Below are 25,673 nucleotides of genomic sequence, written 5' to 3' on the forward strand. Positions count from 1 at the left end.
ATTCATCGTCGAGTCGTGACGGAGCCCTCACTGTGATCAGCAGAAGACGACTGCTCGGCACCATCGCCGCCCCGCTGGGGACCGCCATCGCCGCCGGAGCAGTTCCGGCCGCCGGAGCCGCCGAGGGGAGGAGAAGTCCTGGCGGCTCGCTGCGCGTGACCGAACCGACCGTCGAGTACGTCCGCAATCCGCTCGGCCTCGACACCCCGGCGCCCAGAATGAGCTGGCCGCTCGCCGCGGACCTGCCCGGCCGGGAACAGACCGCCTATCAGGTGCGCGTCGCCACCGCGCCGCAGCGGCTCCCGGAGCCGGACGTCTGGGACAGCGGCAAGATCGCGTCCGAACGGTCGGTCCTGGTGCCGTACGCGGGCCCGGCCCTCAGGGCGCGCACCCGTTACTACTGGTCGGTGCGCGTCTGGGACGACACGGGCGCCGCCTCCGCGTGGAGCGTGCCGTCGTGGTGGGAGACCGGTCTCACCGGCGCCTCGGACTGGTCGGCGCGCTGGATCGGGGCGCCGGAGGCGCTCGGCGCCCCGAAGCTGGACGGCGCCTCGTGGATCTGGTTCCCCGAGGGCGACCCGGCGAGCAACGCCCCCGCCGCCACCCGCTGGTTCCGCGGCCGGGTCGAGGTGCCGGCCGGTGTCACGCGGGCACGTCTGGTCATGACGGCCGACGACGGCTACACCGCGTACGCCGACGGCGTCGAGGTCTCCCGTGCCGAACCGGACGGCCCGGCCGAGGGCTGGCGCCGCCCCGCCGTCGTCGACCTCACCGGATCACTCGGCCCGGGTGCCGGTTCCGTCGTCATCGCCGTCGCCGCCGTCAACGCCACCGAGAGCCCGGCCGGTCTGCTGGGCCTGCTGGAGCTGACGACCGCCGACGGTGTGCGCACGTACTCCACCGATGCCACCTGGAAGACCACCGCCGAGGAGCCGCCGGACGACTGGCGCACTCCCGGGTACGCGGACGGCTCGTGGTCCGCCGCCGCGGTCCTCGCACCGTGGGGCGCGGGCCCCTGGGGCAAGGTGATGCCCGCGCACTCCCCCGCCACGCAGCTCCGCCACGAGTTCCGCATCCCGCGCAAGAAGATCGCGCGGGCCCGCCTGTACTCGACGGCGCTCGGCGTGTACGAGGCGTATCTCAACGGCGAACGGGTCGGCGAGGACCGGCTCGCACCCGGCTGGACCGACTACCGCAAGCGTGTCCAGTATCAGACGTACGACGTGACGGCCCTGCTGAAGTCCGGCGCCAACGCGTTCGGGGCGACGCTCGCGCCCGGCTGGTACGCGGGCAACATCGCCTGGTTCGGCTCGCACCAGTACGGCGGAGAGCCCGCCTTTCTGGCCCAGCTGGAGATCACCTACACCGACGGCACGACGGGCCGGGTGCTGTCCGGCACCGACTGGCGGGTGGTGAACGGGCCCGTCACCGGCGCCGATCTGCTGATGGGCGAGGAGTACGACGCCCGGCTGGAGACCAAGGGCTGGACCGGTGCGGGGTTCGACGACTCGGCGTGGCTGCCGGCCGCCGAGGGCGCGGAGGTCACGGCCGGACTCGTCGCCGAGGCCGGCGGGCCCACCCGCGTGGAACGCGAGCTCAGCACCCGGAAGGTGACCGAGCCCGAGCCCGGCGTCTTCGTCTTCGACCTCGGCCAGAACATGGTCGGCGCCGTCCGCCTCACCGTGTCGGGGGCCGCCGGAACCACCGTGCGCCTGCGCCATGCCGAAGTGCTCAACCCCGACGGCACGATCTACACCGCCAACCTGCGCACGGGCCCGCGCCACGGACACGTACACACTCAAGGGCGGCGGAACGGAGACGTACGAGCCGCGGTTCACCTTCCACGGCTTCCGCTACGTGGAGGTGACCGGCTATCCCGGCACTCCCCCGCCCTCGGCCGTGACCGGGCGCGTCATCCACACATCGGCGCCCTTCACCATGGACTTCACGACCGACTCGCCCCTGCTCAACCAGTTGCACCACAACATCACCTGGGGCCAGCGCGGCAACTTCCTGTCCGTGCCCACCGACACTCCCGCACGCGATGAACGGCTCGGCTGGACCGGTGACATCAACGTCTTCGCCCCCACCGCCGCCTACACCATGGAGTCGGCGCGCTTCCTCTCCAAATGGCTGGTCGACCTGCGCGACGGCCAGGCGGACGACGGCGCCTTCCCGGATGTCGCGCCGCAGCTCGACTCGATGGGCGGCGGCGCGGCCGGCTGGGGAGACGCGGGGGTCACGGTGCCGTGGGCGCTCTACCAGGCGTACGGGGATGTGCGCGTCCTGGAGCAGTCCTGGCCCTCCATGGTGAAGTGGCTCGGCTATCTGGAGCGCAACAGCACCGGCTTCCTGCGGCCGGCTTCCGGCTACGGCGACTGGCTGAACATCCAGGACGAGACGCCGAAGGACGTCATCGCCACCGCGTACTTCGCGTACAGCGCGGGCCTGGTCGCACGGGCCGCGGAGGTGCTCGGCAAGGACCCGGCCCCGTACACCTCCCTGTCCGGCAGTGTCCGCGACGCCTTCCGTGCCGCCTATGTCTCCGCGGACGGCCGGGTGAAGGGCGACACACAGACCGCCTACGTCCTGGCGCTGTCCATGGATCTCCTGACGGACGGCGAGCGCGGGCCGGCCGCCGACCGGCTCGTCGAGCTCATCAGGGCCAAGGACTGGCATCTGTCGACGGGCTTCCTCGGCACCCCTCGGCTGCTGCCGGTGCTGACCGCGACCGGGCACACGGACGTCGCGTACCGGCTGCTGATGCAGCGCACCTTCCCCAGCTGGGGCTACCAGATCGACCGTGGTGCCACCACGATGTGGGAGCGGTGGGACTCGATACGGCCGGACGGAAGCTTCCAGGACGCGGGCATGAACTCCTTCAACCACTACGCGTACGGCTCGGTGGGTGAGTGGATGTACGCGAACATCGCGGGCATCGCCCCGGGTGCGCCGGGCTTCCGGAAGATCCTTGTGCGGCCGCGCCCCGGCGGCGGGGTGACCGAGGCCGAGGCGCGATTCGTCTCCGTCCACGGACCGGTCGGCACCCACTGGAAGCAGACCTCGGACGGTTTCCGGCTCGATCTGACCCTGCCGGCCAACACGACCGCCGAGGTCTGGATTCCGGCCGCGGCCGCGGCGGACGTCTCGCACGGCAGCGCGGAGTTCCTGCGGATGGAGGACGGGTGCGCCGTCTTCGCCGCCGGTTCGGGGGGACACCGCTTCACCACCTGACCGGCCTCCGGCCGCGTCCAGCGCCCGGCCCTGCGGGAATCCTCTGCCGCGGGGGCGGGCGCTCACGGACGGGCATCCTCGAGCCGCGCCATCTCGGCCTCGCTCAAGGTGAGGTGCACGGCGCGGGCCGAGTCCCGGATCGATCCCGGGCGGCCGGATCCGGGCACCGGGACCGAGACCGGGGACCGGGCCAGCAGCCAGGCCAGGGCGACCTGCTGCGGACTGACGCCGTGCGCGGCCGCGACGTGGTGGAAGGCGGTGCCGGCGGAGACCGGTCCCGACGGGCCGTCGAGCGAACTTCGGGAGATGCCTCCCAGCGGACTCCAGGGCAGGAACGCCAGGCCCAGCCGCTCGCACAGACGGAACTCGGGCTCGCTGTCGCGCACCGCGGGAGAGTACCGGTTCTGTACGGAGACCAGCCGGTCACCGAGGATCGCGTGCGCCTGGCGGATCTGGCCGGTGGTCACGTTGGAGATGCCGGCCGCGCGGATCGTACCGGCGTCGATCAGGTCGCTCAGCGCCCCGACCGAGTCGGCCCACGGCACGGCCGGGTCCGGCTTGTGGAGCTGGTACAGGCCGATCGACTCGACGCCCAGGCGCCGTGCGGATGCCTCGGCGGCGCGCCTGAGGTGGTCGGGCGTGCCGTTGACCGTCCAGGTTCCGTCGCCGGGACGGCCGCGGCCGCCCTTGGTGGCGACCAGGACGCCGGAGGTGTCGCCGCCGTGGCTCCGCAGGGCGCGGGCGATGAGGAGTTCGTTGTGGCCGCTCTCGCCGGCGTGCCAGTGGTAGCTGTCGGCGGTGTCGATGAACGTGATGCCCGCGTCGAGAGCGGCGTGGAGGGTGGCGACGGCCTGCGACTCGTCCGGGCGTCCCTCGATGGAGAGCGGCATGGCGCCCAGGCCGACGGCGCTGACCTCGACCGTTCCGATGGTGCGGTGGTCCATGGCGGGACTCATCCTCGGGTGGCGGGGTCGGTGGATGCGGCGAGTGCTTCGGTGACGGCTCCGGGCAGCCAGTCGGCCGTGCGGGAGAAGACGAATCCCCGTTCCTTGGCACGGCCGTTGCTCATGGCGTAGTGCCGGTCGACGGAGAACGGGCCGGCCGGGGTGTCCGGGGGAACCGTGCGGAACACGGGTGGCCGGCCGGTCCGTGCGGCGATGGCCGCGCCGAGTGCGCGCGCGTCGAGCAGGCCGTCGGAGCAGGCGTTGAGCGGGCCGGTGAAGGTGGTGGCCGTCGCGGCCCACAACAGGAGGGCGGCGAGTTCCTCGTAGTGGATGAAGACCGTGGGCAGGTCATCGGCGCGCACGGCGATCTCCGTTCCGCGGGCGACGCGTTCGACGTAGTACGCCAGACGTCCGGTGAACTCCTGGGCGCCGCCGCCGAGCACGTGGGCGCTGCGCACGGTGGCGAACCCGAAGGGGGCGTCCCGGGTGAAGACCGCCTCCGCCTGTCGTTTGCCCTCGGCGTAGTGGCTCTCCAGATACGTCGCGTCGTGCCAGGGCAGGTCCGGACTCACCTGCCAGGCGGCCGGGTCCACGAGGTCCTCCGCCACCGGCGTGTCCGGGCCGACGGCAGGCAGGGCGGCGGTCGCCGGGTCGTAGACCTCGATGGTGGAGGTCATGACGTAGCGCCGGGTGCGGCCGCCGAAGGCGCGGACGGCGATCGCGGCCTGGACCGGGGTGTAGCAGACCTGGTCCACCACCACGTCGTACGTACGGGTGCCGAGCGCGGCGGTGAGGGCCGCCTCGTCGTCGCGGTCGACGACGAGGTGCTCGACGCCGGCGGGCGGCGGGGTCGAGCCGCGGTTGATGACCGTGACCTGGTGCCCGGCCGCGAACAGCCGCTGAACCAGGAGCTTTCCGAAGTACCGACTGCCGCCGATGACGCAGATTCTTTGCATGCCCTCCATCCTGGAGACGTACCGTACGCAGCAGAAGTACCGGCTTACTGGCCCCGTATGAAGGAAAACTGTTGATCGATGTGCAGCGGCTGCGCGTTCTGCGGGCGGTGGCGGAACACGGCAGCTTCAACCGGGCGGCGGCATCGCTGCGCCTCACACCCTCGGCGGTCTCCCAGCACGTGGCCGCTCTGGAACGGAGTCTCGGCTCCCAGGTCGTCGCGCGGAGCACGCGCGGTGTCACCCTCACACCGGCAGGCCGGATCATGGTCGGCGCGGCGGAGTCGGTCGCCGCCGAGCTGGAACACGCGCAGCAGCAGGTGACCGAGCTCCGCACGGGCCGGGTCCAGCTCACCGTCGCCACGTTCACCAGTGGCGGCAGGCTGCTGCTCCCCGGCGCCCTCGCCGAGCTGACCGCGGCCCATCCCGAAACCGTGCTGCATGTACGGGAGTTCGAGCCCGAGGAGAGTCTTCCCCTGGTCCGTCAGGGCGCGGTGGACGTCGCCCTCGCCTACCACTTCGACGGGCCGCTGCCCGGACAGCCGGGGCAGAGCCCCGCCCTGGAGTGGACGCCGCTGATGGACGACCCGCTGCATGTCGTGCTGCCCGAGGGGCATCGACTGGCCGGCCGTGACGAACTCGGTCTCGCCGAACTGGCGGGCGAGCCGTGGGTGCTCGGCTGTCTCAAGACCGAGGCGTATCTGCGCCGTTACGCGGTGCGGGCCGGGTTCGACCCCGAGGTGCGCGGCACGACGAGCGACTACTTCTTCGCCCGCTCCCTCGTCGCCGCGGGCATGGGCATCTCGCTGATCCCGTCCATCGCGCTGGCACCGCGGATACCGGGCCTGCGCGCCGTCCCGGTCAGGCCCCCCGCACCGGCCCGGCACATCGGCGTCGCCACGATCGGCCACCGCCGCGCCCACCTCCAACTGGCCACCCTGATAGGCGCGCTGAGGACGGAGGCGGCCGTACCGGACGCTGGATGACCGCAAGACCTGCCCTTTGTTTCGCTCGTGCCACAGGGGGCACGAGCCACGCTCCACAGGGCTCAGGAGTCCTCCTGCTCGGCCTCGGTCCCCCGGTACTTCACCTGGAGTTGCCCGAATGCCTCGTTTCAGCGTCGTCGTCCCCGTGTACAAGGTGCAGGCATACCTCCACGAATGTCTGGACTCGGTTCTGGAGCAGTCCTTCCAGGACATCGAGGTGATCGCTGTCGACGACTGCTCACCGGACTCCTGCGGGGCCGTGATCGACGAGTACGCCGCCCGCGACGAACGCGTCAAGGCCGTGCACCTCCCCCAGAACGTCGGTCTGGGCCGGGCGCGCAACGCCGGGCTGCAGCGAGCCCAGGGCGACTACGTCCTCTTCCTCGACAGCGACGACTTCTACACCCCCGGACTGCTGCAGGCGCTGGCCGACCGGCTCGACGAGGCCGGGGAGCTGGACATCCTCGCCTTCGACCATGTGCGCACCTACTGGCACGGCAGGGGCGGCCCCAGCCAGTCCACGGGCCTGTTCGAGCGGGCGGGCACGGACGTCTTCCGCCTCCAGGACCGGCCGGAGTACATCCATCTGTTCCTGGTGGCCTGGAACAAGGCGTTCCGCCGCGCGTTCTTCCTGGAGCAGGGCTTCCAGTACGCACCCGGCCTGTACGAGGACGCGCCGGTCACACAGATGGCGATGGTCACGGCCGAGCGCATCGGCTGTCTGAACAAGGTCGGCGCCGAGTACCGCCAGCGCCGCCACGGGGCGATCACGAAGACGCCCGGGCGCAAGCAACTCGACATCTTCGAGCAGTACGAGGGACTGTTCGCCTTCCTCGCCGCGCGTTCCGAACTTGCCTGGTCCCACTCGCTGTTGTTCGAGCGTGCCGTTTACCACATGCTGTTCGCGCTCAAGCGCCCCGAGCGGGTCAGACCCTCCGACCGCAAGGAGTTCTTCGGCCTCACGGCGGACTTCTACGCGGAACACCTCCCGGCCGGCTTCACGCTGCCCGGCGGAGCGACCGGGATCCAGATGCGGGCCCTGGCCCGGCGCTCGTTCCACGCCTATCAGGCGATGGGGCTGGCCGCGCGCATCAAGCGGGCGGGACCGACGAGGGTCCTCGACGCGACGGGCAAGGTCGGCAGACGCGCGTCCGTGAGCCTGTACGGCGTGCAGCGCCGGCGTCCGCTGGATCCTCACCTCGCCGTCTACACCTCGTACGGGGACAGGCTGCCTCCTGCAATCCGCTCGCGGTCTTCGACAAGGCCAAGGAGCTGGCACCGCAGGTGCACGGCGTCTGGTTAGTACGCCAGGAACTCACCGGCCAGGTCCCCGACGGGATCGACCACGTCGTCCCCGGCTCGCGCCGCTACTGGGAGGTGATGGCCCGGGCCACGTACTTCGTGAGCAACGCCGGCTTCCCGGACCATCTCGTCAAGCGCCCGGGACAGGTGCACCTGCAGACACACCACGGCACCCCGCTCAAGCGCATGGGCATGGACCAGCAGGAGTATCCGGCCGCCGCGCAGGGCGTGGACTTCGACCGGCTGCTGGAGGGGGTGAACGGCCGGGACCTCAGCCTGTCGCCCAACCAGCATTCCACCGAGCAGTGGGAGCGCGTCTACCCCGGCACCTTCGATTCCCTCGATGCCGGCTACCCGCGCAATGACCGCTACTACGCCTCCGGAGCGGCGGAGGTCGCAGCGATCCGTGCCCGGCTCGGTATACCCGAGGGCAGGACCGCTCTCCTGTACGCGCCGACCCACCGCGAATACCGGAAGGAGTGGACGCCGCCGTTCGGCCTGGCACGGCTGGCGAAGTCCCTGGGCGACGACTTCGTCCTGCTGGTCCGCACCCACCACCTCGACCTGGACGACCCGCACCTGAGCGAGCCGGCCGCACAGAGCGGCATCATCGACGTGTCCCGCCACCCGGCCGTCGAGGACCTCTGCCTGGCGGCGGACGCCCTGATAGCCGACTACTCCTCCGTCACCTTCGACTACGCCAACCTGGACCGCCCCATCGTCATCGAGGCGCATGACTGGGACACGTACGCCCACGTCCGCGGCGTGACGTTCGACCTCCTCTCGGGCCGCCCCGGTGACACTCCCGGGACCGTCGCGACCACGGAGGACGAGCTCGTCGATGCGTTCCGCAGCGGCCGTTGGCGCAGCCCCGAGGCCGAAGCGCTGCGTGCCGCCTTCCGTGAGCGCTTCTGCCAGTACGACGACGGGCGCGCCGCCGAGCGCGTCGTGCGGCGCCTCTTCCTGGGCCAGGACCCCGGCCCGGCGATCGTCCCGCTCGCGGAGCGCACCCCGGCGCCCCGGCCCTCGCTCCGCTGATTCCAGGACACTGGACCAATGGACGCTGGTTATAGAATCGGAGCGTGAGCAGCGAAGATTCCGCCCTTGAGGCGTTGGCCGTACTGGGTGATCCGGTGCGGCGCGGGCTGTACCGGCACGTCACCGGAGCGCCGGGCGAGGTGGGACGGGATGCCGCGGCCGAGGCCGCCGGGGTCTCCCGCTCGCTGGCCGCGTTCCATCTGGACAAGCTGGTCGAGGCCGGGCTGCTGGAGGTGAGCTTCCGACGGCTGTCGGGGCGCAGCGGTCCCGGCTCGGGGCGGCCGTCGAAGCTGTACCGGCGGGCCGAGGGCGAGCGGACGGTGTCGCTGCCGCCCCGCGCCTACGACACGGCGAGCCACCTGCTGGCCGAGGTGGTGGAACAGGCCGGTCTCGACGGGGAGTTGCAGGCGGCGGCGCGGGCGGCCGGAGAGGCGGAGGGGGCCGGCCCGGACGGTGGGGCCGACCCGGTCGAGGCGTTGCGGTCGCGCGGCTACGAGCCGTTCCGGGACGGCGACACCTGGCGGCTGAACAACTGCCCGTTCCACGCGCTGGCCGACCAGTACCCCGCCCTGGCCTGCGGGATGAACCTGGCCAGGATCGAGGGCATCCTCGCCGGACGGCCGGACGGACAGGACTGGATCGCCGCCATGGACCCCCTCCCGCACGGGTGTTGCGTGTCCCTCAGGAGCACGCAGGGGCACACCGGAGTCTAAAAACAGAATTCATTGACTTTAGAAGGTTCATCCGGGCATGCTGAGCCCCGTGAACGACTTTCATCTCGCTCAGGTCAACATCGGGCGCATCCTCGCCCCGCTCGACAGCCCCCAACTGGCCGACTTCGTCGCACAGCTCCCGGAGATCAACGCCGCGGCCGATCACGCTCCCGGCTTCGTCTGGCGCATGGTCGACGACGACGGGGCCGACTCGACGGATCTGCGTCCCGACAACGACGACGACATGCTCCTGATCAACTGCTCGGTCTGGGAGTCGGTCGAGGCGCTGCGGGACTACACCTACCGCAGCGAGCACCTCAAGGTGCTGGCACGCCGCCGGGAGTGGTTCGAGCGGCTCGCCGAATTCCATCTCGCGCTGTGGTGGGTGCCCGCCGGGCACCGCCCGGGCATCGAGGAGGCGATGGACCGCGTCGCCCTCATCCGGAGGGAAGGTGAAGGCCCCGGAGCCTTCACCTTCCGGAGCCCGCACCCGGCGCCGGTCGGCTCGCCGGCCGGGTGACCGGCGCGTTCGCGGGTCAGCCGTCGCCCCGTGATCCGGGACCTGGGCTTTCCCGGCCACCGCCAGGCAGACTGTCCCTGTGACGACACTGAGCAAGGGTGCCAACATGCCGGTGACGGTCCCGGCCGTCAGAGCAGTCCTGGGCTGGTCGGCCGGGCCCGGCGTGCCCGATGTGGACGCCTCGGCGCTGCTGCTGAACGGCAGCGGGCGGGTCCGTTCCGACGGCGACTTCGTCTTCTACAACCAGCCTCGGCACGCCTCCGGCGCCGTGCGCCACCTCGGCAAACAGCCGGGCTCGGACTCGCTGGACATCGATCTCGCCGCACTGGGGGAAGACGTCGAACGGGTCGCCCTCTGTGCTTCGTCCGACGGTGGCGCCTTCGGGCAGGTGCCCGGGCTGCATCTGCGTCTGCTCGATGCCGCCTCCGGTGCCGAGCTGGCCCGCTTCGACATGGCGGCCGGCGCGGAGACCGCCTATGTGAGCGGTGAGCTCTACCGCCGCGCCGGCGGATGGAAGTTCCGTGCAGTCGGCCAGGGGTACGCCAGCGGACTCGCGGGACTGGCGACGGACTTCGGCATCAGCGTCGACGAGGCACCACCTGCGACGGCTCCCGCCCCGGTCTCTTCCCCCGTGTCCGCGCCGCCGCACTCCGCTCCCGCGGCTTCCGGCCGGGACGAGCCGTCCGTACGGCTCACCAAGGGTGAGGAGAATCTGCCGGTCGACATGCGCAAGCGGCTGTCGCTCCGCAAGCAGCAGATCGCGGTCAGCCTCACCAAGCACGGCCTGCCGAAGCTCACGGCCCGCGTCATTCTCGTGCTCGACGCGTCCGGCTCGATGAGCGCGCTCTACTCGCGCGGCACGATGGCGGGTGTCACCGAGCGCATGGCGGCCGTGGCGGCACAGCTCGACGACGACGGCGAGATGCAGGCCTGGACCTTCGCCAGCAACCCCGCCCGGCTGCCCGACCTCGTCATCGGCGAACTCCCCGAGTGGCTGTCGCTGCACGTGCGCGTGGGACAGATCAGCCTCTTCGGCCGGAAGAAGCCCCCGAAGGGACTCCGGCCCGGTCAGGTGGACATGCGGGCCGTCGGCATCCAGAACGAGGAGCAGAAGGTCATCGCCGAGGTGCGTGCCTTCGTGCGCGACCACCCGGTGCCCGATCCGACGCTGGTCCTGTTCTTCTCGGACGGCGGTGTGATCCGCAACGCCGAGATCGAACGGGAGCTGCGGGCGGCGGTGGAGGAGCCGGTGTTCTGGCAGTTCATCGGGCTCGGACGGTCGCAGTACGGCGTACTCGAGTACTTCGACACGCTGCCGGGTCGCCGCGTCGACAACGTCGGCTTCTTCGCAGCCGACGACATCGAGAAGGTCCCCGACCCGGAACTGTACGACCGGCTGCTGTCCGAGTTCCCGTCCTGGCTGAGGGCCGCCCGGCAGCTCGGCATCCTGCGCTGAGCGTCCGCCGGCTCCCGCCCGCAGGCCCCGCACGACGCCCCGCGGCCGGCGGACGTGCGGGATGCGGGTCCCCCACGTCCACCGGCCCGGGGCGTCCGGCCCCGTGACGGGCACCGGCGGGTGGCGGAACGGCTACGGCGTCACCTCGGTGCCGCCGAACGTCACGACGAGGTGGCCGTCCGAGGCGAACGACCAGTCCATGGCGCCGTCGTACGCGGAGCACCGGGACCCGTTCGAGCCGGTCCAGAACTGGTTCGAGCCGTCGGCGTCGCCGATCGTCTTGTCGTTCGAGCCGCTGCCGCTGCGGCACGAGGTGTTGTTCCTGAAGACGGACGTCCCCTTGTCGAAGGAGAAGTTGCGCTCCTCGTTGTCGATGGAGACGTTGTCCGACACCGTCATGGAGCCGGGGTTGCTGTTGTAGGTGAATCCGTGGTGGCCGTTGTCGTAGGCGATGTTGCGGCGCACGATGTGGTCGACCTCGATGTCGTCGCCGCCGAGCTTGAAGCCGTTGCGGTCGCCGTCGGCGTTGACGGTCCCGTCCGAGAGGGTTCCGTTGCCGTACGACAGGGAGTCCTCGATGGTCACCGGGCCGATGGGCCCCGTGTCGGTCTTGGTGTAGAGGTCCCAGCCGTCGTCGATGTTGTTGTGGGACACGGTGTAGCGGAAGACGTTGCCCGGACCGGAGGTGAGCTTGGAGGCGAAGCCGTCGGCGTCCTCGCCGTCGGAGTCGGCGTTGTCGTGCGACTCCGAGCTCAGGATGAGGTTGTCGGCGGGCCACTCGTCGTCGGGGGTGGTGGAGGCGATCCGTGAGATCTGGAGCCCCGAGTCGTGGTTGAAGCGCGTCACGACCCGCTCGATGATGTTGTTGCTGCCGCCGACGAAGATGCCGTTGTCGCCGGCGTGCTCGACGGTGATGCCGTTGATGTGCCAGTAGGCCCCGTTCACGGCGAGCCCGCGATGGGCCGGGTCCTCGCTCATCTCCGCGAAGTTAAGCACGGGGCTCTCGCCCGGGTAGGCGGCCAGGGTCGTCCTGGCGCTCGACGTGCCGTCGTTGCCCGGCGGGATGGTGACGGTCTCCGCGTAGTGGTACGTCCCGCCGCGCAGATAGATCGTGCCGCCGGACTCGACGCGGCTGATCGCGGAGGAGAGCGTCGTCGGGTCCGACTCCGTGCCGGCCGCGTCGTCGGTTCCGTCGGGTGCCACGTAAAGGGCGGCGGCGTCCACCGCTGCGACCGCGGAGGCCGCTGCGGGCGCTGCCGCCGAGCGCTGGAGGACGGGGGCGGCCTGGGCGGTGGCGGTGCCCGAGAGGACGGCGAGCGAGCCGGCCAGCAGGCCTGCGCATGCGATGACGGGTTTGATCTGCATCGTTCGACTCCAGGTGGGGTTGGTTCGTTCGACGAGTTCGTTCGGCAAGGTCGTTCGACGTGCTCGCAGCGGTCCGCGCGCCTCCGGAGCGGGTGCCGCACAGCCGACTGCGCTGCGAGGAAGGCGAGTTGAACGCGGACACGCACGAGGGCCGTGAGCCGGCAGAAGGGTTCCGACCCCTTCTGCCGGGACGCCGGTCGTGGCAACGTGTCCGTTCGAGTCCATGAACGAGTCAGCTGGCGGGGTGTTCCAACTGGCCCGTGCAAGCGCTTTCCCATGACCCTAGGACTCGGCCATGTTCACGTCAATGTGTATGTATGTGAAAATCATTCAGACCCATGAACTTCGAACACCACCATGCCCCCACCACGCCTGCCGGATTCGGAGCAGGCGGACGGCGGGCTACGAGCCGACCTTGCGCTTGTTGTAGACGTCGAAGCCCACCGCGGCCAGCAGCACGAAGCCCTTGATGACCTGCTGGTAGTCGGTGCCGATGCCCACGAGCGACATGCCGTTGTTGAGTACGCCGAGGACGAGGCCGCCGATGACGGCGCCGAAGACCGTGCCCACGCCGCCGCTCATCGAGGCGCCGCCGATGAACGCGGCGGCGATGGCCTCCAGTTCGAAGTTGGTGCCGGCCTGGGGCACACCGGCCCCGAGGCGGGCGGCGTAGACGGCACCGGCGAGCGCGGCGAGCACTCCCATGTTCACGAACACGAAGAAGGTGACGCGCTGGTCCTTCACGCCGGACAGTTTCGCCGCGGCGCGGTTCCCGCCGAGTGCGTAGACATGGCGGCCGATGATCGCGTTGCGCATGACGTAGCCGAAGCCGATCAGCAGCACGGCGAGCAGGAGGAGCACGACGGGGACGCCGCGATAACTGGCCAGGGTCATGGTGAACGCGAGTACGGCGGCCGCCATGGCCGCGCACTTGAGGAGGAAGAGGTTGCGCGGCAGGACGTCGAGTTCGTAGCGCTTCTGGCGGCGCCGGTCGCGGACCTCCTGGAGCAGGGCGAAGGCCAGCAGGACGAGCCCCAGGAGCAGGGTCAGGTTGTGGTAGTTGGTCTGCGGACCGGCCTCCGGGAGATAGCCGGTGGAGATCTTCTGGAAGCCCTCGGGGATCGGGCCTAGTGAGCGGCTGCCGAGGAGGATCTGCGTACCCCCGCGGAACAGCAGCATTCCGGCCAGCGTCACGATGAACGAGGGGATGCCGACGTACGCGATCCAGAACCCCTGCCAGGCGCCCGCGACCGCGCCGAGGAGGAGGCCCAGCGTGAGGGCGAGCACCCAGGGCACATCGTGCTCGACCATCATCACGGCGCAGGCGGCGGAGACGAACGCGGCGAGCGAGCCCACCGACAGGTCGATGTGCCCGGCGATGATGACGATCATCATCCCGATGGCCAGGACCAGGATGTAGCTGTTCTGGAGGACGAGGTTGGTGACGTTGTTCGGCTTGAGCAGGACCCCGTCGGTCCATATCTCGAAGAGGACGACGATCAGCCCGAGGGCGATGAGCATCCCGTACTGGCGCATGTTGCGACGGGCCGCGTCCAGGAGGAGGGCGCCGGTCGCCGGGGGCGCGGCGTGGGCTTCCTTGCCGGTGCGCGGCGGCGTGTCGGTGGGGGCCTGGGTCATTCCTGCTACCTCTTGTCGCTGGTCATATGGCGCATGAGGACCTCCTGGGTGGCCTGTGCGCGCGGGACTTCGCCGGTGAGCCGGCCGGCCGCCATGGTGTAGATGCGGTCGCACATGCCGAGGAGCTCCGGCAGTTCGGAGGAGATGAGGACGACGGCCCTGCCCTCGGCGGCCAGCCGGTCGATGACGGAGTAGATCTCGTACTTCGCTCCGACATCGATCCCGCGGGTCGGCTCGTCGAGGATGAGGACGTCGGGACCGGCGAAGATCCACTTGCCGAGGACGACCTTCTGCTGGTTGCCGCCGGAGAGCCGGCCGACCTGCTCGAAGACCGTGGGGGCCTTGATGTTCATGGTGGTGCGGTACGACTCGGCGACGCGGGTCTCCTCGTGCTCGTCGACGATCCCGTGCCGCGCGACCTTGCCCAGGGCACCGAGAGTGATGTTGCGGCCGATGGTGTCGATGAGGTTGAGGCCGTACTGCTTGCGGTCCTCGGTGACGTAGGCGATCTTGTGGCGGACGGCTTCGGAGACCGTGCGGGTCCTGATCTCCTTGCCGTCCTTGAGGACCGTGCCGCTGATGTTGCGCCCGTAGCTCCGGCCGAAGACGCTCATGGCGAGTTCGGTGCGGCCCGCGCCCATCAGTCCGGCGATGCCGACGATCTCGCCGCGGTGCGCCCGGACCGAGACCCGGTCGACGACCTTGCGGTGCTGGTCGATCGGGTGGTGCACGGTCCAGTCGCGGATCTCCAGGGCCGGGTGGGCTCCCGGGTCTCCCGCGTACGCGGTGCGTTCGGGAAAGCGGTGGTCGAGGTCGCGGCCGACCATGCCGCGGATGATGCGGTCCTCGGTGGTCGATCCGGCACGGACGTCGAGCGTCTCGACGGTCCGGCCGTCGCGCAGGACGGTGACGGAGTCGGCGACGGCGGTGATCTCGCCGAGCTTGTGCGAGATGATGATCGACGAGATGCCCTGGCCCTTCAGCTCCTTGATGAGGGCGAGGAGCTGGGCACTGTCCTCGTCGTTGAGGGCGGCGGTGGGCTCGTCCAGGATCAGCAGTTCGACCTTCTTGGACAGCGCCTTGGCGATCTCGACGAGCTGCTGCTTGCCGACGCCGATGTCCGCGACCCTGGTCTGCGGGTGCTCGCGCAGACCGACCCTGGCCAGGAGGGCGGCCGCGTGGCGCAGGGTCTCGTTCCAGCTGATGAAGCCGCGGGTGGCGTGCTCGTTGCCGAGGAAGATGTTCTCGGCGATGGAGAGGTACGGCACCAGGGCGAGTTCCTGATGGATGATCACGATGCCGCGGGCCTCGCTGGCCCGGATGTCCTTGAACGCGCAGTCCTCTCCCCTGAACCGGATCTCGCCCTCGTAGCTGCCGTGCGGATGTACGCCGCTGAGGACCTTCATCAGCGTCGACTTGCCGGCCCCGTTCTCCCCGCAGATGGCGTGCACCTCGCCCTGGGCGACGGTCAGGGAGACGTCGGAGAGGGCCTTCACACCGGGGAACGTCTTCACGATGGACCGCATCTCCAGGACCGGCCCGGCGTCGGCCGCCGGGTCCGCCGTCGGTGTGGTCATCGGAGGTCGCTCTCCTTGATGTAGCCGGAATCGACCAGCTCGGCACGGTAGTTGGACTTGTCGACGCTGACCGGCTGGAGCAGGAACGACGGCACGACCTTCTTCTCGTTGTCGTACGTCGTGGAGTCGTTGACCTCGGGCTTCTTGTCGTTCAGTACGGCGTCGGCCATCTGGACGGCCTGCTTGGCCAGGGCGCGGGTGTCCTTGTAGACGGTCTGCGTCTGCTGTCCCGCGATGATCGACTTCACCGAGGCGACCTCGGCGTCCTGGCCGGTGACGAGCGGGTACGGCTTGGAGCCGGTGCCGTAGCCGTCCGACTTCAGGGCCGAGATGATGCCGATCGAGATCCCGTCGTACGGTGAGAGCACCGCGTCGACCCGGCCCGAGGAGTAGGCGCTGGTGAGGAGGTCGTCCATGCGCTTCTGGGCGGTCCCGCCGTCCCAGCGCAGCGTGGTGATCTGGTCCAGTTTCGTCTGCTTGCTGCGGACGACGAGCTGCTTCTTGTCGATGTACGGCTTGAGGGCCTTCCAGGCGCCCTGGAAGAAGTAGCGGGTGTTGTTGTCGTCCGGCGATCCGGCGAACAGCTCGATGTTGAACGGCCCCTTCCCGGCGCCGGACTTCAGGCCGAGCTTGTCGAGGAGGTAGCCGGCCTGGAGCTCGCCGACCTTCTCGTTGTCGAACGAGGCGTAGTAGTCGACGTCCGGGCTGCCGAGGATGAGCCGGTCGTACGAGATGACCCTGATGCCCTGCTCCCCCGCCTGGTGCAGTACGTCGCTGAGGGCGCGGCCGTCGATGGCGGCGATCACCAGGACGTCCACGCCCTTGGTGATCATGTTCTCGATCTGGGAGACCTGCTGGTCGACGTCGTCCTCGCCGTACTGCAGATCGGTCTTGTAGCCGAGCTTCTTGAACTCGGCGGCCATGTTCCTGCCGTCGGCGATCCAGCGTTCCGACGACTTGGTCGGCATGGCGATTCCGATGGTCGAGCCCTTGCCGCCGGACTTCTTGTCCTTGCTGCCCCCTTCACCGCTCTGCCCGCAGGCGGCGAGGGTCAGGGAGAGGGCGAGTGCGGTGAGGGCCGTTGCGGTCCGGGCGACGCGCGGGGCGGACACGGTACGTGAGGTGCGCATGGTCGATCCTCCGGGTGCGAGGGAGGCGGCCGGGCCGGCCGCGCGCCCTCTCATCAATGGTTCGGTATTCCGGACACGGTTCGGCGTGCACGACGGACGGACGCAGCCGAGGATCCGGCACCCCGGACATCCCTCGTGCACGGCAGGGCAGTCGAGCCGAGCTTGTTCGATATTTCGTCAGGCGTTCGAAATGTTGGCGTGACGGTAGTGAGGGGGCGGGGAGGCTGTCAATGGTTCGCGCAGCTGCTCTCCGGACAACTCCGCCCGCAACCAGGGGTTTTCGGCCGGACCGGCGTGCGCGGCGGCCCCGGCACCACGGCAACTATGCTCGCCCCCGACGCACGCGGACGCGTGAAGTCACCGCCGCTCGCGGGCTCGCGCCCGCTCCCCGCCCAGGAGCCCACCATGACCTCCTCCGCCGACGACCCCACGTGGAACCGTCTGTGGCCACGGTCGTCGCATGTCCCGCACAGCCCCCTGAGCGAGCGCACCCGGCGGGCCGAGGACCTCCCGCGCACCCTGGTCCCGGCGCCGCCCGGGCTGCGGCAGCCGGTCGTCTTCGACCCCGCCCTCAAGCAGTTCCCGAACGCCTATCGGGCGGGCGAGCCCCGGTTCGACGATCCGGCGGCCGCCCACGCCTGGCGCCGCGCCCGACGAACGGCCCTGGACACCGTCCTCGCGGCGGTCGCCACCGGACCGTGGGCGGATCATCTGGTCCTGCGCGGGAGCGTGTTGATGGCCACCTGGTTCGGGGACGCGGCGCGCGATCCGGGGGATCTGGACTTCGTGGCCGTCCCCCGGGAATGGGAGGTGGACTCCCCGCGTACGGCGGCCCTGTTCGAGACCGTCGCGCGGGACGCGGAGGCCTCCGCCCGCGGGCCCGTCCGGATCGACGCGTCGGGCCGCGTGACCGAGGAGATCTGGACGTACGACCGGGTGCCGGGCCGGCGCATGCTGCTGCCGTGGACGGCGCCGGGCACACCCGGCGGGACGGTGCAGCTGGACGTGGTCTTCAACGAGCAGCTCCCCGAACCTCCGCTGTCCACCGAGCTGCACCCCATCGGCGAGGGTCCCGGCTGCCGGATCATGGCCGCCTCCCCCGGCCTGTCCCTGGCCTGGAAGCTGCTCTGGCTGGTCAGCGACGCGTATCCGCAGGGCAAGGACCTGTACGACGCGGTCCTGCTCGCCGAGCACACGGCACCGCGCTACGACGTCGTGCGCGCCGCGTTCACCCTCGCGGGAGCCGACGGGCTGCGCCCCGCCGGTCGTTGGTGGATCGACACGCTGGGCGTGGAAGGCGGATGGGAGCACTTCACGGCCGAGTACCCCTGGGCCGACGACAGCCCGGCCGGGCTCACGGAGCGGCTCGGCCGGGCGCTGGAGCCCCTGCTCGCGGCGGCGGAACCGCCCGGTGAGCGGCCTTACGACCGCTGGGCGCGCTGGCTGGAGCCCCTGGTCGCGGCCACGCGTACGAAGGCGGCCACCGATCCCGCATCCGCCCTGGGGCACTTCTCCGGGCACGGCTACGAGGGGCTCGCCGCCGCCGTCGTGGTGGTACGGGAGATGGCGGGGCGGGGGCGCCTGGACCTGGAGGGGGCGCTCGCCGCGGTGCTGGCCCAGGAGGGCGACTGGCGGTACTGGCGGGAGCATCCGGGGTCGTGCGCCGAAGCACTGGAAATGTTGCGCTGATCCTGCGGGCCTCCCGCGCCGGCGCGTCCACCGTGCCGGTGGTCAGCCGGCCTGGCCGATCGCGGTGCGGAGCATGGCCACGGTGGTCGCCGCCGCGGCGCGTTCGGCCTCGTCGCCCGTGGCGCGCACCCGTTCCTCCAGCAGGACGACGGCGGCCTGGAGCACACCGACCCGTACCGGAACGCTCTGCATGGCCGTCAGCACGGCGGCCGCCTGTTCGGCAGGTGTCGCGGTCGCGGCCTGCGGAATGAGAGTGGAGATACCGCGCCCGAGTGCACGGTCACGAGGCGGCTGAGCCGCGGCTGTGGTCACCGAAGAAGTCTGCCGCACCCGGTACGCGGAATCGGTCAGCGACCTGGCCGCCACGGCCCGTCCGGCAGATCGGCCGCGACTGCGGCCATGACCGGAGCCGGGGGACGTCAGTCCCCGGCGTTTTCCCGGACATGGTCGTGCACACGCTTCAACAGACTGGTCAGACGGCTGCGTTCACGCGCGGTGAGGGGTGCCAGGATCTCGTCCTGCACGTCCAGCGCGTCGGCCCGGAGGCTCTCGAACAGCGTGCGGCCCGCCTCGCTGACGGTGACCGTGACGCGTCGCCGGTCAGCGGTGTCGCGGGCCCGGTCCACGAGTCCGGCCGCTCGGAGATCGTCCACGAGGTTCACGATGTCGCCGCGGTCGATCGAGAGCCGGTCCGCCAGCTGCCGCTGCGCATGCGGGCCGAAGTCCACGAGCGCCGACAGCACCGCCATGTGCCGCAGCCGCAGGCCGCGTTCGGCCAGCCGCTCCGCGAGCCGGCTCCGCGCGGCCTTGCCGGTCCTGGACATCAGGTACGTCGTGAGTCCCAGGAGGCTGGGCGGGGTCTCGTTCATCACGCATATCGTAGGTGCATACCCGCGGCGGGTATGCACCTACGAAGGTGTGCGGGTGGCGCTCACGCCTTCGGACGGCCCAGGTCGAAGACGAGCCGCCCCGACACCTCGCCCTTGAGCACTTCGGCGATCGAGGCGTTGATGTCGGCCAGGTCCCTGGTCTCACGCACCACACGGGTACGGCCGAGGATGTGGAGGCGGAACACCTCGGCAAGGTCCTGCCGGGTGCCGACGATGGAACCGACGATCTTCGTGCCGTTCAGGACCGTGTCGAAGACCGGGATCTCCAGCTTCCCCCCGGCCGGAAGAGCCACCAGGACGAGCGTCCCGCCGCGCCGCAGGGACCCGTAGGCCGCGGCGAAGGACTCGTTGCTCACGGCGAGGGAGATGGCCGCGTCGGCGCCGCCGAGCCGGCGCGTCTCCTCGGCCACGTCCTGGACCCGGGCGTCGATGACGTGATCGGCACCCAACTCCCGGGCGAGCGCCAGCTTCTCGTCGGTCACGTCGACGGCGATGGTCTCCGCGCCGAAGATCCGGGCGTACTGCAGGGCGAGGTGCCCCAGCCCGCCGATGCCGGAGACGAGCGCACGGGTGCCCGGCCGGGCACCGGAGAGCTTCACGGCCTTGTACGTGGTGACGCCCGCGCAGGTCAGGGGCGCCGCGTCCAGCGGGTCGATGCCCTCGGGCACGGGCACCACGTACGTCCCATGGGCGAGGGCGTACTCGGCGTGGCTTCCGTCGACCGAGTAGCCGCTGTTCTGCTGGGCCAGGCACAGCGTTTCCCAGCCGGAGACGCAGTGGTCGCAGTGTCCGCACGCCTCGCCGAGCCACGGGATGGCCACCCGGTCCCCCACTGCGAGATGGCCGACCTGGTCACCGGCCGCCTCGACGATCCCGATGCCCTCGTGCCCCGGGACGAAGGGCGGACTCGGCGTGACCGGCCAGTCCCCGTGGGCGGCGTGGATGTCGGTGTGGCAGAGCCCCGACGCCTCCATGCGGACCAGCACCTGGTGTCCGGCCGGGGTGGGCACCGGCCTGTCCTCGACGACCAGCGGCTCGGTGAAGCTGCGGACAACGGCGGCTCTCATGGGTGCTCCTCCGCTTCGATGCGCGCCTCCGGCCGGTCCGGTTCACACGGACCGGGGCGCGCAAGCCTCGGAACAGGGTATTTCGGATGGCCGATTCTCGCCCTTTCTCGGCTGCCCGGCCGGTCGCGGTCGCTACCCCTTCGCCCAGGTGCGCATGGCCGCCCGCGAGGAAAAGGCCGCGACATCCTTGTCGAGCGGCTGGTCGGTGTACTGGTGAATGCGCCACGACGCCTTGATGCGCGGTTTTCCCGCGGTGACGTAGTCGGCGATCCAGAGGCCGTCCCCGGCGTACGACGTCGTGTCGTGGTTCAGCCAGAAGTAGCGGTTGCAGTAGAGCAGGACCTTGTGGTCCGGTCGCAGCCGTTTGACCTCGCGGATGAAGCGGTCCTTCTCCGCATTGCTCGCGTGCGTGCCCTCGCCGTTCTGCTCCCAGTCGACGGCCAGCAGGTCACCCGCCTTTTCCGGCGCCTTGCTGAGGAAGTATTCCGCCTGCGCCGTGATATTCCCGGGCCACAGGAAGTGGTAGAAGCCGACCACGCATTCCGCGTCCCGGGCGAGCTTCGTCTGTGTGGTCAGCCGCGGATTGACATAGGAGCGGCCTTCCGTGGCCTTGATGAGGACGAAATCAAGACCGTCCGTGTCGAAGGAGGACTGATACGCGCTGACGTCGACACCGTGCAGCATGGGCACCGCCTTACGGGGGTTCGGGGGATTCCGTTTCCTGTCCCTGTTACGTGCCCGCAGCCGGCGGGTCCCATCCTTCCGCGGGTCGGGAAACCTTTTGCCCGCGCACGGAATAGGTGCCGGAAGCCAGGAGTTGGTGAACCGGCGAGACCACTTCACGTACCGCTCGCACCATCGGAAGGTCGGACCCATGAAGATCGGCATCATCGGGGCAGGGAACATCGGCGGCAACCTCACCCGGCGCCTCACCGCGCTCGGCCACGAGGTGTCCGTCGCCAACTCGCGTGGCCCCCAGACCCTCACCGCCCTGGTGGAGGAGACCGGTGCCACCGCGGTCACCGCCGCCGAGGCGGCGAAGGGCGCCCAGGTTGTGGTCGTCACCGTGCCGCTCAAGGCCGTACCGGCGCTGCCCGCCGGATTCCTCGACGGCGCTGCGGAGGGCTTCGCCGTCATCGACACCGGGAACTACTACCCGCGCGAGCGCGACGGCCGTATCGCCGCGATCGAGGACGGTCAGCCGGAGAGCCTGTGGACGCAGGAGCAGATCGGCCACCCCGTCATCAAGGCCTTCAACGGGACGTACGCGCAGGACATCCTCTCCAACGGCACACCCAAGGGCACCGCGGAGCGCCAGGCACTGCCGGTGGCCGGGGACGACGCGGCCGCCAAGCAGACGGTGCGCGACCTGATCGACGAGCTCGGCTTCGACACGGTGGACGCCGGCGGGCTCGACGAGTCGTGGCGCCAGCAGCCGGGCACCCCGGTCTACGGCCATCGCGGCGACGTCGCGGCGATCGAGAAGGCCCTCACCTCGGCGTCCGCCGAGCGGACCCCCGAGTGGCGCGCCTGAGACCCGGTACGGCTGTGTGCGGCAGGGGGCGCGCCCCCTGCCGCACGGCCTCGTCCGCGCGAGGGCCTCAGGCGTCGAAGCCGGTGCTGCGGCTGAGCTTCTCCCAGGTCAGCAGTTCGGAGCGGGCGGAGTCGAGACTCGCCAGGACCGCGTCCGTGGCGTCGTTGCCGAGGGGCAGCCGCAGCGGGGTGTCCTGGGCGTCCAGCGCGGTGAGGATGGCCGCGGCCGCCTTGTCCGGGTCGCCCTCCTGCTTGCCGTCGGAGCCGGGGAGGTTGCTGCGGACGGGGCCCACGGTCTCCTCGTAGGCGGGCAGGGCGGCGGACTGCCGCAGCGCGCCGCCCCCGGCGAAGCCCGTACGGAACGAACCGGGCTCGACGATGAGGACCTTGATCCCGTGGGGCGCGACCTCCGCGGCCAGCGCCTCCGACAGGCCCTCCAGCGCGAACTTCGTCGCCGAGTAGGCGCCGACGCCGGGGAAGGTGAAGCGGCCGCCCATGCTGCTCATCTGGACGAAGGCTCCGGAGCCGTTGCGGCGCATGTGCGGCAGAACGGCGCGCACCAGGGCGGCGGGGCCGAAGAAGTGGAGGTCCATGAGGTCGCGCAGTTCGCGGTCGCTGGTCTCCTCGACGGCGCCCACGAGCCCCATCCCCGCGTTGTTGACCACCACATCGATGCGGCCGTGCCAGAGCACGGTGTCCGCCACGACGTCAGCGATGCGCGACGTGTCGGTGACGTCCAGCTGGACGGCGAAGGCGCGGTCGGGGTGCGCGGCCACCAGGTCGTCGAGGGCCTCCGGTCTGCGGGCCGTGGCGACGACGGTGTCGCCGGCGGTGAGCGCGGCGGTGGCGATGGCGCGTCCGAATCCGGACGAGGCGCCGGTGATCAGCCAGACGCGGCCCTGTGCGTCCTGTGCGTCCTGTGCGGCGTCGCGGGCGGCTGCTCCCTGTGCGGCGTTCATGTCCGACTCCCTCTGTCCGTAGCGGTGTTGCGGTGATTCATTTGTGTCATCCGCGGGCCCGTGCGGTCCAAGACAAAAGCCTTCTGGATCGATAAACGGCCCTTATGATCGCTGGATGGAGCTGCGTCAGCTGCACTACCTCACCGTGATCGCCGAAGAGGAGAACCTGGGGCGGGCCGCCCGTCGGCTGTTCGTCAGCCAGCCGGCCCTCTCGTACGCACTCAAGAGCCTGGAGTCCGAACTGGGGGTGCGGCTCTTCGACCGTCACGCCGGCGGCGTCTCGGCGACGGCCGCGGGACGCGACGTGATCGCCGAGGCGCTGCTCACGGTGCGCCAGTCCGAGCGGGTGACGGCGGCGGCCGAGCGGCACACGCGTGGCGAGACGGGCGTTCTGCGGGTGGGCTTCGAGGCGAGCGGCGCCGGTGAACTGACCACACGGGCACGGGCGGAGTTCTCCCGGCGCCACCCGGGGGTGCGGGTGGCGCCCAAGCGGTACGACTGGGGGCAGGAGGCCGACGCGCTGCGCGACGGCCTGGCCGATGTCGCCTTCGTCTGGCTGCCCAACGACCTGACCGGCCTGCACAGCGAGCTGGTGCACACCGAACCGCGCGTGGTGGGGCTGCCGTCCGGGCATGCCCTGGCGTCCCGTACCGGTGTCTCGGTGCTGGAGGTCGGGGACGATCCGCTGATGTGGACCGAGCGGGCACCACGGGAGTGGGTCGACTGGTGGGCCGTCAACCCCCGGCCCGACGGCTCCAGTCCGAAGTGGGGGCCGACCAATGACAACGTGGAGGAGATGCTGGAGCAGGTCGCGGAGGGATCCGCCGTCTGCTTCGCCCCCCTGAGCATGGCCCGGTACTACGCACGGCCCGATCTGTCCTGGGTGCCGCTGACGGACGTGGAACCCCTTCGGGTGGTGCTCGCCTGGGCGGACGGCATGGACAGCTCACTGGTACGGGGCTTCGCCCGCGTGGTGCGGGAACTGGCCGGCACCCCTGCTCCGGTCGACGGGTGACGTGGTGTGGCGTGGGGACGGTGTGCCGGACTGGCTCAGCGACTCCGGTCGTCCAAGGCGTGCGAGAGCGCGCTCACGCTGATGTCGATGACCGTGCGCAGCTCCTCCCGGCTCGCCCCGGTCCTGCTCAGCACGGCCAGTGACTGGTTGACCGCCGCGAGGTGAACCGAGAAGTCGTCGGCCCGGCGCCCGGCCAGCCGCGTCGTGTTCAGGGCGGTCCGCAGCCGTGCACGCTGAAGGCCCAGGGCCTCGACCGCGCGTGCGGCGATGGCGGGGCTGAGCACCGGTGCCGCCATCGCCGTCTGGGCCATCAGGCATCCGTCGGGTACGTCGGGGTCGGCGATGCGCCGCAGGGTGACCTCGAAGAACGCCCGTACCGCCTGGAGCGGTTCCTCGGACGTCCGTGACAGCGCCTGGTCGTACCTGCTTCCGTACCGCGCGGCGTAGCGCTCCAGGCAGCGCAGGAAGAGGGCGTCCTTGTCCCCGAACGAGGAGTAGATGGAGCTGCGGTTCAGCCCGGTCGCCCTGGAGAGGTCGTCGACGGACGTGTCGGCGTATCCGGCGCGCCAGAACTGGACCATCGCCGCGTCGAGCGCGACCTCCACGTCGAACTGCTTCTTCCCGGCCATCACCCGTGCACCTCGCTCCTGGACCGGCCGCCCCGGTCCTGCTCATCATATCTTGAACTGATCAGTCCAAGATGAGCTAGGCTCACGCCATGACCGACGACGCCACAGCCCCGGACCGCTCCTGCGCCCAGAACCCGTTCCCCGGGTTGCCGCTGCACGACCTCGCGGGCTTCACTCACCGCTGGGTCGACGCGGAAGGAATCCGGCTGCACGCCGTGGAGGGCGGCGCGCCGGCCGGTCCCGTCGTCGTCCTGCTCGCCGGATTCCCGCAGACCTGGTGGGCCTGGCGGAAGGTGATGCCGGGCCTTGCCGGGCGTTTCCGTGTGATCGCGGTCGACCTGCCGGGGCAGGGCCACTCCGACCGCCCGCAAGGGGGCTACGACACACACACCGTCGCTTCGCGTGTCCAGGCCGCGCTGACCGCGCTCGACGTGCCGAAGTACTGGCTCGTCGCCCACGACATCGGGGCCTGGGTCGCCTTCTCCCTGGCCCTCGGGCACGAGGAGCGCCTGCACGGCGTCGTCCTGCTCGACGCCGGCATCCCCGGCATCACCCTCCCGGACTCCGTCCCCACGGACCCCGACCGGGCCTGGAAGACCTGGCACTTCGCGTTCCACCTGGTGCCCGAACTGCCCGAGACCCTGCTGGCCGGCCGCGAACGCGACTACGTCGACTGGTTCCTGAGGGCCAAGTCCCTCTCCCCTAACGCTTTCGACGACGCCGAGGTCCGCAACTACGCCGCCGCCCTCGCGGCCGAGGGCGGACTCCGGGCGTCTCTCGCCTACTACCGCGACGCCGCGGAATCGGCGCGCGGGAATCACGAGGCGCTCAGACGTGGGAACGTGACCGTCCCGGTCCTGGGCATCTCCAGCTCCCACGGCTCGGTCCCCGACATGGCCGGCTCCCTCGCCCCCTGGGCGGAGAACGTCACCGGCGTCGTCATCCCGCGGGCCGGGCACTTCATCCCCGACGAACAGCCCGACGCGACCGTGGCCGCGCTGACCGCGTTCATCAGCGACGAGCGCGTCGGGTAGT

At 70.6% G+C, this 25,673-nt stretch carries 20 protein-coding genes and 2 pseudogenes; 10 read left to right on the top strand and 12 right to left on the bottom strand.

The annotated features are described in order from the left end of the window. The first annotated feature begins 32 nt into the window (after positions 1 to 32). Positions 33 to 3,234: pseudogene (locus OG521_01680) on the top strand (glycoside hydrolase family 78 protein). A gap of 62 nt (positions 3,235 to 3,296) precedes the next feature. Here OG521_01680 and OG521_01685 read toward each other — a convergent pair. Continuing rightward, complete coding sequence (locus OG521_01685; GenBank protein ID WUW19556.1) at positions 3,297 to 4,178, bottom strand: aldo/keto reductase; 882 nt, start codon at positions 4,176 to 4,178, stop codon at positions 3,297 to 3,299. A gap of 8 nt (positions 4,179 to 4,186) precedes the next feature. Beyond that, positions 4,187 to 5,134, bottom strand: a complete 948-nt coding sequence (locus OG521_01690; protein WUW19557.1) for an NAD-dependent epimerase/dehydratase family protein — start codon at positions 5,132 to 5,134, stop codon at positions 4,187 to 4,189. A 71-nt stretch (positions 5,135 to 5,205) separates the two neighbouring features. Here OG521_01690 and OG521_01695 point away from each other — a divergent pair, with 71 nt between their 5' ends. The 5 genes and pseudogenes from OG521_01695 to OG521_01715 all read left to right on the top strand — a co-directional run bounded on the left by OG521_01695 (position 5,206) and on the right by OG521_01715 (position 11,146). Further along, on the top strand, positions 5,206 to 6,117 hold the full coding sequence (locus OG521_01695; protein ID WUW19558.1) for a LysR family transcriptional regulator: 912 nt from the start codon (positions 5,206 to 5,208) through the stop codon (positions 6,115 to 6,117). A gap of 118 nt (positions 6,118 to 6,235) precedes the next feature. Further along, positions 6,236 to 8,457: pseudogene (locus tag OG521_01700) on the top strand (bifunctional glycosyltransferase family 2 protein/CDP-glycerol:glycerophosphate glycerophosphotransferase). Positions 8,458 to 8,501: 44 nt separating this feature from the next. Continuing rightward, positions 8,502 to 9,170, top strand: coding sequence for a helix-turn-helix domain-containing protein (locus OG521_01705; GenBank protein WUW19559.1), 669 nt, complete (start codon positions 8,502 to 8,504; stop codon positions 9,168 to 9,170). 49 nt (positions 9,171 to 9,219) lie between these two features. Then, a complete protein-coding gene (locus tag OG521_01710; GenBank protein ID WUW19560.1) occupies positions 9,220 to 9,690 on the top strand; it encodes a DUF3291 domain-containing protein in 471 nt (156 codons plus the stop codon). 79 nt (positions 9,691 to 9,769) lie between these two features. Next, positions 9,770 to 11,146, top strand: a complete 1,377-nt coding sequence (locus OG521_01715) for a VWA domain-containing protein (GenBank protein ID WUW19561.1) — start codon at positions 9,770 to 9,772, stop codon at positions 11,144 to 11,146. A 132-nt stretch (positions 11,147 to 11,278) separates the two neighbouring features. Here the strand turns inward: OG521_01715 and OG521_01720 are convergent, their stop codons facing one another. The 4 genes from OG521_01720 to chvE all read right to left on the bottom strand — a co-directional run bounded on the left by OG521_01720 (position 11,279) and on the right by chvE (position 16,856). Further along, the gene (locus OG521_01720) at positions 11,279 to 12,511 is read right to left on the bottom strand and encodes a right-handed parallel beta-helix repeat-containing protein (GenBank protein ID WUW19562.1); all 1,233 of its coding nucleotides are present in this window, start codon (positions 12,509 to 12,511) and stop codon (positions 11,279 to 11,281) included. A gap of 402 nt (positions 12,512 to 12,913) precedes the next feature. Further along, on the bottom strand, positions 12,914 to 14,149 hold the full coding sequence (gene gguB / locus OG521_01725) for a sugar ABC transporter permease (GenBank protein ID WUW19563.1): 1,236 nt from the start codon (positions 14,147 to 14,149) through the stop codon (positions 12,914 to 12,916). Positions 14,150 to 14,154: 5 nt separating this feature from the next. Beyond that, positions 14,155 to 15,726 (bottom strand): sugar ABC transporter ATP-binding protein, encoded by a 1,572-nt coding sequence (gguA, locus tag OG521_01730; protein WUW19564.1) that lies wholly within the window; start codon positions 15,724 to 15,726, stop codon positions 14,155 to 14,157. Beyond that, positions 15,723 to 16,856: a sugar ABC transporter substrate-binding protein gene (gene chvE, locus OG521_01735; GenBank protein WUW19565.1), complete on the bottom strand. Its 1,134-nt coding sequence runs from the start codon at positions 16,854 to 16,856 to the stop codon at positions 15,723 to 15,725. The genes gguA and chvE overlap by 4 nt, the downstream gene beginning before the upstream one ends. A gap of 405 nt (positions 16,857 to 17,261) precedes the next feature. On the opposite strand from chvE, the gene OG521_01740 reads away from it, so the two are divergent. Further along, positions 17,262 to 18,545, top strand: coding sequence for a nucleotidyl transferase AbiEii/AbiGii toxin family protein (locus tag OG521_01740; GenBank protein WUW19566.1), 1,284 nt, complete (start codon positions 17,262 to 17,264; stop codon positions 18,543 to 18,545). Between the two features lie 42 nt (positions 18,546 to 18,587). Here the strand turns inward: OG521_01740 and OG521_01745 are convergent, their stop codons facing one another. The 4 genes from OG521_01745 to OG521_01760 all read right to left on the bottom strand — a co-directional run bounded on the left by OG521_01745 (position 18,588) and on the right by OG521_01760 (position 21,186). Beyond that, positions 18,588 to 18,857, bottom strand: coding sequence for a hypothetical protein (locus OG521_01745; protein ID WUW19567.1), 270 nt, complete (start codon positions 18,855 to 18,857; stop codon positions 18,588 to 18,590). A gap of 107 nt (positions 18,858 to 18,964) precedes the next feature. Then, positions 18,965 to 19,414 carry a MarR family winged helix-turn-helix transcriptional regulator gene (locus OG521_01750; protein ID WUW19568.1) on the bottom strand — a complete coding sequence of 150 codons (450 nt, stop codon included), beginning with the start codon at positions 19,412 to 19,414 and terminating at the stop codon, positions 18,965 to 18,967. A gap of 62 nt (positions 19,415 to 19,476) precedes the next feature. After that, entirely contained in the window at positions 19,477 to 20,502 is a 1,026-nt protein-coding gene (gene adhP, locus OG521_01755) for an alcohol dehydrogenase AdhP (GenBank protein WUW19569.1), read from the bottom strand. A gap of 132 nt (positions 20,503 to 20,634) precedes the next feature. Further along, a complete protein-coding gene (locus tag OG521_01760) occupies positions 20,635 to 21,186 on the bottom strand; it encodes a glycoside hydrolase family 25 protein (GenBank protein WUW19570.1) in 552 nt (183 codons plus the stop codon). Between OG521_01760 and OG521_01765 the strand changes: the two genes are divergently transcribed. After that, positions 21,185 to 22,036, top strand: coding sequence for an NAD(P)-binding domain-containing protein (locus OG521_01765; protein WUW19571.1), 852 nt, complete (start codon positions 21,185 to 21,187; stop codon positions 22,034 to 22,036). The genes OG521_01760 and OG521_01765 overlap by 2 nt on opposite strands. A 67-nt stretch (positions 22,037 to 22,103) precedes the next feature. On the opposite strand, the gene OG521_01770 is transcribed toward OG521_01765, so the two are convergent. Further along, positions 22,104 to 22,994 (bottom strand): oxidoreductase, encoded by an 891-nt coding sequence (locus OG521_01770; GenBank protein WUW19572.1) that lies wholly within the window; start codon positions 22,992 to 22,994, stop codon positions 22,104 to 22,106. A gap of 115 nt (positions 22,995 to 23,109) precedes the next feature. Between OG521_01770 and OG521_01775 the strand changes: the two genes are divergently transcribed. Then, positions 23,110 to 24,009, top strand: coding sequence for a LysR family transcriptional regulator (locus tag OG521_01775; GenBank protein ID WUW19573.1), 900 nt, complete (start codon positions 23,110 to 23,112; stop codon positions 24,007 to 24,009). Positions 24,010 to 24,044: 35 nt separating this feature from the next. Here the strand turns inward: OG521_01775 and OG521_01780 are convergent, their stop codons facing one another. Continuing rightward, entirely contained in the window at positions 24,045 to 24,638 is a 594-nt protein-coding gene (locus tag OG521_01780) for a TetR/AcrR family transcriptional regulator (GenBank protein ID WUW19574.1), read from the bottom strand. Between the two features lie 89 nt (positions 24,639 to 24,727). On the opposite strand from OG521_01780, the gene OG521_01785 reads away from it, so the two are divergent. Further along, the gene (locus OG521_01785) at positions 24,728 to 25,672 is read left to right on the top strand and encodes an alpha/beta hydrolase (protein ID WUW19575.1); all 945 of its coding nucleotides are present in this window, start codon (positions 24,728 to 24,730) and stop codon (positions 25,670 to 25,672) included. Position 25,673: the final 1 nt, after the last annotated feature.

Origin of the sequence: Streptomyces sp. NBC_01463 (assembly GCA_036227345.1) — a bacterium.
Taxonomy (GTDB): domain Bacteria; phylum Actinomycetota; class Actinomycetes; order Streptomycetales; family Streptomycetaceae; genus Streptomyces.

What these genes read in the sequence shown, in the direction of transcription:
- OG521_01760 (WUW19570.1), bottom strand. Translation starts at nt 21,186, where the DNA reads ATGCTGCACGGTGTCGACGTCAGCGCGTATCAGTCCTCCTTCGACACG.
- OG521_01750 (WUW19568.1), bottom strand. Translation starts at nt 19,414, where the DNA reads ATGAACGAGACCCCGCCCAGCCTCCTGGGACTCACGACGTACCTGATG.
- OG521_01720 (WUW19562.1), bottom strand. Translation starts at nt 12,511, where the DNA reads ATGCAGATCAAACCCGTCATCGCATGCGCAGGCCTGCTGGCCGGCTCG.
- chvE (WUW19565.1), bottom strand. Translation starts at nt 16,856, where the DNA reads ATGCGCACCTCACGTACCGTGTCCGCCCCGCGCGTCGCCCGGACCGCA.
- OG521_01765 (WUW19571.1), top strand. Translation starts at nt 21,185, where the DNA reads ATGGGCACCGCCTTACGGGGGTTCGGGGGATTCCGTTTCCTGTCCCTG.
- OG521_01770 (WUW19572.1), bottom strand. Translation starts at nt 22,994, where the DNA reads ATGAACGCCGCACAGGGAGCAGCCGCCCGCGACGCCGCACAGGACGCA.
- OG521_01690 (WUW19557.1), bottom strand. Translation starts at nt 5,134, where the DNA reads ATGCAAAGAATCTGCGTCATCGGCGGCAGTCGGTACTTCGGAAAGCTC.
- gguA (WUW19564.1), bottom strand. Translation starts at nt 15,726, where the DNA reads ATGACCACACCGACGGCGGACCCGGCGGCCGACGCCGGGCCGGTCCTG.
- OG521_01685 (WUW19556.1), bottom strand. Translation starts at nt 4,178, where the DNA reads ATGGACCACCGCACCATCGGAACGGTCGAGGTCAGCGCCGTCGGCCTG.
- OG521_01780 (WUW19574.1), bottom strand. Translation starts at nt 24,638, where the DNA reads ATGGCCGGGAAGAAGCAGTTCGACGTGGAGGTCGCGCTCGACGCGGCG.
- OG521_01740 (WUW19566.1), top strand. Translation starts at nt 17,262, where the DNA reads ATGACCTCCTCCGCCGACGACCCCACGTGGAACCGTCTGTGGCCACGG.
- gguB (WUW19563.1), bottom strand. Translation starts at nt 14,149, where the DNA reads ATGACCCAGGCCCCCACCGACACGCCGCCGCGCACCGGCAAGGAAGCC.
- OG521_01775 (WUW19573.1), top strand. Translation starts at nt 23,110, where the DNA reads ATGGAGCTGCGTCAGCTGCACTACCTCACCGTGATCGCCGAAGAGGAG.
- adhP (WUW19569.1), bottom strand. Translation starts at nt 20,502, where the DNA reads ATGAGAGCCGCCGTTGTCCGCAGCTTCACCGAGCCGCTGGTCGTCGAG.
- OG521_01785 (WUW19575.1), top strand. Translation starts at nt 24,728, where the DNA reads ATGACCGACGACGCCACAGCCCCGGACCGCTCCTGCGCCCAGAACCCG.